The organism is Citreimonas sp., from assembly GCF_042096055.1.
Classification (GTDB): domain Bacteria; phylum Pseudomonadota; class Alphaproteobacteria; order Rhodobacterales; family Rhodobacteraceae; genus Citreimonas.
The window spans coordinates 31,414-38,643 of sequence record NZ_JBELMH010000023.1 but is presented as its reverse complement, the minus strand read 5'-3'; the positions used below and the strand labels follow the sequence as shown (position 1 = coordinate 38,643).

Genomic DNA, 7,230 nt, shown 5'->3' with positions numbered 1-7,230 from the left:
TCGACGGCCTGCTGCACGTCACCGACATGGCGTGGCGCCGCGTGAACCACCCGTCCGAGATCCTGGCGATCGGCGAGACGGTCAAGGTTCAGGTCATCAAGATCAACAAGGAAACCCACCGCATCAGCCTCGGCATGAAGCAGCTGCAGGAAGATCCGTGGGATCTGGTCGGTGCCAAGTACCAGCTGGGTTCGGTCCACCAGGGCCGCGTGACCAACATCACCGACTACGGCGCCTTCGTCGAGCTGGAGCCGGGCGTCGAGGGCCTGGTCCACGTGTCCGAGATGTCCTGGACCAAGAAGAACGTCCACCCGGGCAAGATCGTGTCCACCTCGCAAGAGGTCGAGGTCATGGTGCTGGAAATCGACAGCGCCAAGCGCCGCGTTTCTCTGGGTCTCAAGCAGACCATGCGCAACCCGTGGGAAGTCTTCGCCGAGACCCACCCCGAGGGCACCCATGTCGAGGGCGAGGTCAAGAACATCACCGAGTTCGGTCTGTTCATCGGTCTCGAGGGCGACATCGACGGCATGGTCCACCTGTCCGACCTGTCGTGGGACCAGCGCGGCGAGGAAGCGATCCAGGAATACCGCAAGGGCGACATCGTCCAGGCGGTCGTCTCCGAGGTCGACGTCGAGAAAGAGCGCATCTCGCTCTCGATCAAGGCGCTGGGCGGCGACAAGTTCGCCGATGCGGCCGGCGGCGTGCGCCGCGGCTCGATCGTGACCGTCGAGGTCACCGCGATCGAGGATGGCGGTATCGAGGTCGAGTACGAGGGCATGAAGTCCTTCATCCGTCGCTCGGACCTGTCGCGCGACCGCTCCGAACAGCGCCCCGAGCGCTTCTCGGTCGGTGACAAGATCGACGTGCGCGTGACCAACATCGACATGAAGAGCCGCCGGCTCGGCCTGTCGATCAAGGCACGCGAGATCGCCGAGGAAAAGGAAGCGGTTCAGCAGTACGGCAGCTCGGATTCGGGCGCGTCGCTGGGCGACATCCTAGGCGCGGCACTCAACAAGGACGAGTGAGCGTTTCCACGCCGAACGTGACTTTGGAAGGCCCCGGACGCGCGCCGGGGCCTTTCGCGTTTGCGGCGCTTTTCGCGCCGTGTTCGCTTTGCCGCGTCCCGAATCGGCTGACGCTTCGTCAGCGCACCGACAGGGCGGCGCGGGCGCGCGGCCGCCACGCCGGCGGGCAAACGCGCCCGCAGGCCGGCAAACTCCTGCGCGCAATAGCTTTTCCCGTGCAAAGCGTGTTTCCGTCGGATCGCGTTTCAGCGTATAGTCGTGCGGTGAGTGGCCGCTACGTGACGCATGCCCGGGGGAACGCGCCTATGATCAGATCCGAACTGATCCAGAAGATCGCCGACGAGAATCCGCATCTCTACCAGCGCGACGTCGAGCGGATCGTGAACACGATCTTCGAGGAGATCACCAACGCGATGGCCCGCGGCGACCGGGTGGAACTGCGCGGCTTCGGAGCGTTCTCGGTCAAGAAGCGGGACGCGCGGACCGGTCGGAACCCCCGGACCGGCGAGGCTGTCGAGGTCGAGGAGAAGCACGTGCCGTTCTTCAAGACCGGCAAGCTGCTGCGCGACCGCCTGAACGGAAAATAGGACACCAGATGCGTTACATCCGCTACGTCTTTCTCGCGGCGCTTGCCGTGGTGCTGATCTGCCTGGCGCTGGCCAACCGTGCGCCGGTGGTGCTGTCGACCCTGCCCGAGGGGCTGGCGACGATGCCGGGCCTTGGCTGGGCGGTCGTCTCGATCGAGCTGCCGCTGTTCCTGGTCATCTTCGCCGGGATCATCGCGGGCCTGCTGATCGGCTTCGTCTGGGAATGGCTGCGCGAGCACAAGCACCGCGCCGACGCCCGCCACAAGGAGGCCGAGCTGCGCAAGCTGCAGCGCGAGCTGCGCCGCACCCAGGCCGAGCGGGACAAGGACAAGGACGAGGTCCTGGCGCTGCTGGACCAGAGCTCGACCCGGGCGTGAGGGCGCTGGGGGCGCTGCCTGGGCCGCGCGTGCCGCGCGGCTCTCCCGGAGTATTTCGACCAAGATGAAGGGCAGGGCATGACCGATATCCGGGTCAAGATCTGCGGCCTGACGCGGCCCGAGGATGTGGCCGCCGCGGCGGCGGCGGGCGCGGCCTATTGCGGCTTCGTGTTCTTCGAGAAAAGCCCGCGCAACGTGGACGTCGAGCAGGCGCGCGCGCTGGCGGTGGACGCGCCGCCGGGGCTGGCCAAGGTGGCGCTGGTGGTGAACGCGGACGACGCGGCGCTGGACGCGATCACGGGGGCGGTGCCGCTGGACATGCTGCAGCTTCACGGTTCGGAGACGCCCGAGCGGGTGGCGGCGATCCGGGCGCGCTACCGGCTGCCGGTGATGAAGGCGGTGGGAATCGCCTCGGCCGAGGACCTGCCGGCGATCGACCGGTACGCGGCGGTGGCGGACCAGATCCTGATCGACGCGAAGGCGCCCAAGGGGGCGGCGCTGCCGGGCGGCAACGGGCTGGCCTTCGACTGGCGGCTGATCGCGGGGCGGCGCTGGCCGGTGCCGTGGATGCTGGCGGGCGGGCTGACGCCCGAGAATGCGGCGCAGGCGGTGGCGATGACCGGGGCGCGGCAGCTGGACGTGTCCTCGGGCGTCGAGGCGGCGCCGGGGGTGAAGGATGCGGCGAAGATCCGGGCCTTCGTGGACGCCGCGCAGGGCGTGCGGCCGGTGCCGCGGCTGGTGACCTGAGGGGCGGCGTTCCGGGTGTCCCACGATGGGACATGCAGGCGCCCTAACGAAATCAATGACTTGCAGAGACGAGTTCAGGAAGCGTTAACGCTTGGGGTCCAAGACGCCCGCCCGGATCAGGTCCAGTCGGCGCGTCCGGTGCCGACCGCGTCCTCGACCGACGCGAAGCCCTCGGCGGCCAGCCGCGCGTCCAGCCCCTCGACGATCTGGCGCACCAGGCCCAGCCCGCCATAGGCCAGCGCGGTGTAGAGCTGCACCGCCGAGGCGCCGGCGCGGATCTTCTGGAATGCGTGCTCGGCCGTCTCGATCCCGCCGACGCCGATCAGCGGCACGGCGCCCTTGGTCAGGCCCGACAGATGCGCCAGCACGCGGGTCGAGCGGTCGAAGAGCGGCCGGCCCGACAGCCCGCCCGCCTGCGAGGCATGTTCCGAGCGCAGCCCGTCGCGCGCCAGCGTGGTGTTGGTGGCGACGATCGCGTCGATGCCGGTGGCCATCGCCACCTCGGCCACGTCGCGCAGGCCCTGGCTGTCGAGGTCGGGCGCGATCTTGAGGAAGACGGGGATGCGGCGGGGCAGGGCGTCGCGCGCCTCGACGACGCCGGCCAGCAGCGCGGCCAGCGCGTCGCGGCCCTGCAGGTCGCGCAGCCGTTCGGTGTTGGGCGAGCTGACGTTGACGGTGGCGAAATCCAGATGCGCAGCACAGTGCCGCAGGACGGTGGCGAAATCGCCGGCGCGGTCGGCGCTGTCCTTGTTGGCGCCGAGGTTCAGCCCCAACACCATGTCGCGCGGACGCGCGGCAAGCCGGTCGCCGATCGCGCTCATCCCGTCGTTGTTGAAGCCGAAGCGGTTGATGACGCCGCGATCCTGCGGCAGCCGGAACACGCGCGGGCGCGGATTGCCCGGCTGCGGGCGGGGCGTGGCGGCGCCCACCTCGACGAAGCCGAAGCCCGCGCGCGAGAGGCCCAGCAGCGCCTCGGCGTTCTTGTCGAAACCGGCGGCGAGGCCCACGGGGTTGGGCAGCGGCAGGCCGGCGACGCGGGTGCGCAGCCGGTCCGACGACAGCAGGCCGGGCGCCGGGACAAGGCCCGCGCGCAGGGCCAGCAGGGCCAGCGCATGGGCGCGCTCGGGCTCGACCCGGCGCAGGGCGGCGAGGCCGGCCTGCTCCAGCACGCTCATCCGAAGGCGGTGCCCGGTTCGGCCGCGCCGCAGCGGATCAGCCGCGAGGTGGCGACGCCGGCGGTGCGGTGGATCACCGCGCGGGCGTAATCGGGGTCCTTGACCATTGCGAGGAAGGCCGAGGCCGAGGGGTAGCGCGCGACGAAGACGTGGTCCCATGCCTCGTCGTCGGGGCCGATCAGCATGGTCTGGTACTGCCCGCGCCACAGGATTGCGCCGCCGAGCTTCGCCAGCACCGGCGCGCTTTCGGCGCCGTAATGCGCATAGGCCTCGGCGCCCGACAGGCCCGCGCCGTGCAGCGGGTGGTCGGCGGGATACTCGGCCCGGTCGCGCAGGCGCACGAGGTTCAGCATCTCGACCGGCGCGTCGCGATCGCCGGCCTTGAACGCGTCGAACTGGGCGCGCGTCGGGTTGACGTGGCCCGCGCTCACGCGCCGATATCCGCCGGGAAGACGTGCTGTCCGTCGACGACCGGCAGCGGCTGCACCCACAGGATGTCCTGCAGCCGCAGCGGGCCGTAGAGATGCGGGAAGAGGTCGCCGCCGCGCGACGGCTCCCACTTGAGGGAATCGCCCAGCGCGTCGGTGTCGAGCGCGGCCAGCAGCAGGCCGTCGACGCCGGCGAAGTGCTTGGCGGCCGTCTCGCGCACCTGCTCGGCAGTGGAGAAGTGGATGAAGCCGTCGGCCTCGTCGATCGGTGCGCCGCACGTCTCGCCGTGGGCTTGCAGCGCGCCCCATTCGTCCTGTCTCAGGATCTTGTAAATCAGCATGGTCAAGGGGATGCCGTGCGTTCGGTACGCGGTCAAGAGGCTTGGACCCGGTCGGCGGGCGCATGACGCAGGATCGCTTTTGACAGGACGGGGCGCGCGGGGCACGATCCGGGCATAACAACCCGACAGAGAGGTCTTTCCCGATGTTCGCACGATACCTGAGCGGCGTCGCCGTGCTGGCGCTGAGCGCAGGCGCGGCGCAGGCCGATTATGCGCTGACGATCCTGCACACCAACGATTTCCACGACCGGTTCGAGCCGATCAGCGCCTACGATTCGACCTGCGCGCCCGAGGACAACGAGGCGGGCGAATGCTTTGGCGGCATCGCGCGGATGGTCACCGCGATCGAGGCCGCGCGCGAGGCGGCCGAGGACGACGTGCTGCTGCTGGACGCGGGCGACCAGTTCCAGGGCTCGCTGTTCTTCACGCAGTACGGCGGCGACCTGGCGGCCGAGTTCATGACCCGGCTGGGCTATGACGCGATGGCGGTGGGCAACCACGAGTTCGACAACGGCCCCGAGGGGCTGGCCGAGTTCGTGGCGCAGGTGGATTTCCCGGTGCTGTCGGCGAACATCGACCCCACGGGCGTCGAGGGCCTGGAAGGCGAGATCGAGAAGTCGGTCGTACTGGGCGAGGGCGACGAACGCATCGGCATCGTGTCGGTCCTGGCCGAGGACACTCCCGAGACGTCGTCGCCGGGCGACGTGGTGTTCTCGCCCGCGCTGGACGCCGCGCAGGCCGAGATCGACCGCCTGACCGAGGAGGGCGTGAACAAGATCATCCTGCTGACCCATGTGGGCCTGCCGGCCGACCGGCGCCTGGCCGAGGGTCTGACCGGCGTCGACATGATCATCGGCGGCCACAGCCACACGCTGCTGGGCGACATGGAGGGCGCCGAGGGGCCGTACCCGACCGAGGTCAACGGCGTGCCGATCTTCCAGGCCTACGCCTACGGCAAGTACCTGGGCGAGATCGACGTGACCTTCGACGATTCGGGCGAGATCACCGCGCTGTCGGGCCAGCCGATCCTGCTGGACGCCTCGGTCGAGGAGGATGCCGAGGTCAAGGCGCGGGTGCAGGAGCTGGCCCAGCCGCTAGAAGAGGTCCGCCAGGAGGTGGTCGCCGAGAGCGCGGGCGCGATCGAGGGCTCGCGCGACGTGTGCCGGGCGATGGAATGCGCGATGGGCAACCTGGTGGCCGACGCGATGCTGGCGCGGGTAGCCGACCAGGGCATCGACGTGGCGATCGCCAACTCGGGCGGGCTGCGCGCCTCGATCGACGCGGGCGAGGTGACGATGGGCGAAGTGCTGACCGTGCTGCCGTTCCAGAACACGCTGTCGACCTTCCAGGTGACGGGCGAGACGCTGCTTGCGGCGCTGGAAAACGGCGTGAGCCAGATGGAAGAGGGCGCCGGGCGCTTCCCGCAGGTCGCGGGCATGAGCTTCACGGTCGATCCCTCGGCCGAGGCGGGCAGCCGGGTGTCCGAGGTGATGATCGGTGGCGAGCCGCTGGACCCGGCGGCGACCTACGGCGCGGTGTCGAACAACTACGTCCGCAACGGCGGTGACGGCTACGCGATGTTCGTCGATGCCGAGAACGCGTACGATTTCGGCCCCGACCTCGCCGACGTGACGGCCGAGTACCTGGCCGAGAACGCGCCCTACGAACCCTACACCGACGGCCGGATCACGATCGTTGAGTAAGGCAAGCGACTTGGGCGGGGCCGGTGCGGGCGTCTTCGGGCGCCGCGCCGGCCCCGTTTCGTTTTCGGGTGCGCTTGGCGCGGCGCGCGCGCCGTGGCATCAAGGCCCCCGGTCAATCACGGGCGGACGATGGTCAGCGTCACCGAGCAGTACGAAGCCTTTCCCTATCCCGAACGCGATCCCGCGGACGAGGCCAAGCGGCTGATCGTCGGCTCGCCCTCGCATCCGTGGGAGATCGACCACTGGCTGTTCGGCGGGCGGCGCGACTGGAGCCGTCCGTTCCGCGCGCTGGTGGCGGGCGGCGGCACCGGCGACGGGCTGATCCAGCTGGCGCAGGTGCTGACCAGCGCGGGCGTCGAGCACGCGATCACCTATGTCGACCTCTCAACGCAGGCCCGCGCGGTGGCCGAGGCGCGGGCGCAGGCGCGCGGGCTGACGGGCATCCGGTTCCACACCGGTTCGCTACTCGACGCGGCTGACATGGGGCCGTTCGACTACATCGATTGCTGCGGCGTGCTGCACCACCTGCCGCAGCCCGAGGACGGGTTCCGCGCGCTGCGCGCCGCGCTGGCCGAGGGCGGGGGCATGGGCTTCATGGTCTACGCGCCCTACGGCCGCAGCGGGGTTTATCCGCTGCAGGAAGCGTTCGGCGCGCTGTTCGACGGGTTGCCGCCCGAGGCACGGCTGCAAAAGGCCCGCGCCATCGTCGCAGCCCTGCCCGAGGGGCATCCGTTCCGGGCCAACCGCAACCTCGGCGATCACGAGGCGTCGGACGCGGGGTTCTACGACCTGCTGCTGCACGGGCAGGACCGGGCCTATGCGGTGGGCGAGCTGCTGGAGACGCTGG

General features: G+C 70.0%; 9 protein-coding genes. 6 read left to right on the top strand and 3 right to left on the bottom strand.

Annotated features, from left to right (window positions below):
• The 4 genes from ACFDTC_RS07415 to ACFDTC_RS07400 form a co-directional block, all read left to right on the top strand.
• On the top strand, nucleotides 1–1,025 hold a 1,025-nt coding region (locus tag ACFDTC_RS07415; RefSeq protein ID WP_375258245.1), incomplete at its 5' end, for a 30S ribosomal protein S1.
• A 305-nt stretch (nucleotides 1,026–1,330) separates the two neighbouring features.
• Entirely contained in the window at nucleotides 1,331–1,612 is a 282-nt protein-coding gene (ihfB, locus tag ACFDTC_RS07410) for an integration host factor subunit beta (RefSeq protein ID WP_023849055.1), read from the top strand.
• Nucleotides 1,613–1,620: 8 nt separating this feature from the next.
• Nucleotides 1,621–1,989 carry a lipopolysaccharide assembly protein LapA domain-containing protein gene (locus tag ACFDTC_RS07405; protein WP_375258244.1) on the top strand — a complete coding sequence of 123 codons (369 nt, stop codon included), beginning with the start codon at nucleotides 1,621–1,623 and terminating at the stop codon, nucleotides 1,987–1,989.
• 78 nt (nucleotides 1,990–2,067) lie between these two features.
• A complete protein-coding gene (locus tag ACFDTC_RS07400) occupies nucleotides 2,068–2,736 on the top strand; it encodes a phosphoribosylanthranilate isomerase (RefSeq protein WP_375258243.1) in 669 nt (222 codons plus the stop codon).
• 116 nt (nucleotides 2,737–2,852) lie between these two features.
• Here the strand turns inward: ACFDTC_RS07400 and ACFDTC_RS07395 are convergent, their stop codons facing one another.
• Genes ACFDTC_RS07395 through ACFDTC_RS07385 form a run of 3 tightly spaced genes read right to left on the bottom strand, consistent with a single transcriptional unit; the run spans nucleotide 2,853 to nucleotide 4,680 of the window.
• Nucleotides 2,853–3,911, bottom strand: coding sequence for a quinone-dependent dihydroorotate dehydrogenase (locus ACFDTC_RS07395; protein ID WP_375258242.1), 1,059 nt, complete (start codon nucleotides 3,909–3,911; stop codon nucleotides 2,853–2,855).
• Entirely contained in the window at nucleotides 3,908–4,342 is a 435-nt protein-coding gene (locus ACFDTC_RS07390; RefSeq protein WP_375258241.1) for a DUF1330 domain-containing protein, read from the bottom strand. Before ACFDTC_RS07390 ends, ACFDTC_RS07395 begins: the two co-directional genes overlap by 4 nt.
• Entirely contained in the window at nucleotides 4,339–4,680 is a 342-nt protein-coding gene (locus ACFDTC_RS07385) for a DUF952 domain-containing protein (protein ID WP_375258240.1), read from the bottom strand. Before ACFDTC_RS07385 ends, ACFDTC_RS07390 begins: the two co-directional genes overlap by 4 nt.
• Before the next feature lie 143 nt (nucleotides 4,681–4,823).
• Between ACFDTC_RS07385 and ACFDTC_RS07380 the strand changes: the two genes are divergently transcribed.
• Together ACFDTC_RS07380 and ACFDTC_RS07375 are read left to right on the top strand one after the other, a co-directional pair.
• Entirely contained in the window at nucleotides 4,824–6,383 is a 1,560-nt protein-coding gene (locus ACFDTC_RS07380) for a bifunctional metallophosphatase/5'-nucleotidase (protein WP_375258239.1), read from the top strand.
• A 129-nt stretch (nucleotides 6,384–6,512) separates the two neighbouring features.
• On the top strand, nucleotides 6,513–7,230 hold a 718-nt coding region (locus ACFDTC_RS07375; protein WP_375258246.1), incomplete at its 3' end, for a class I SAM-dependent methyltransferase.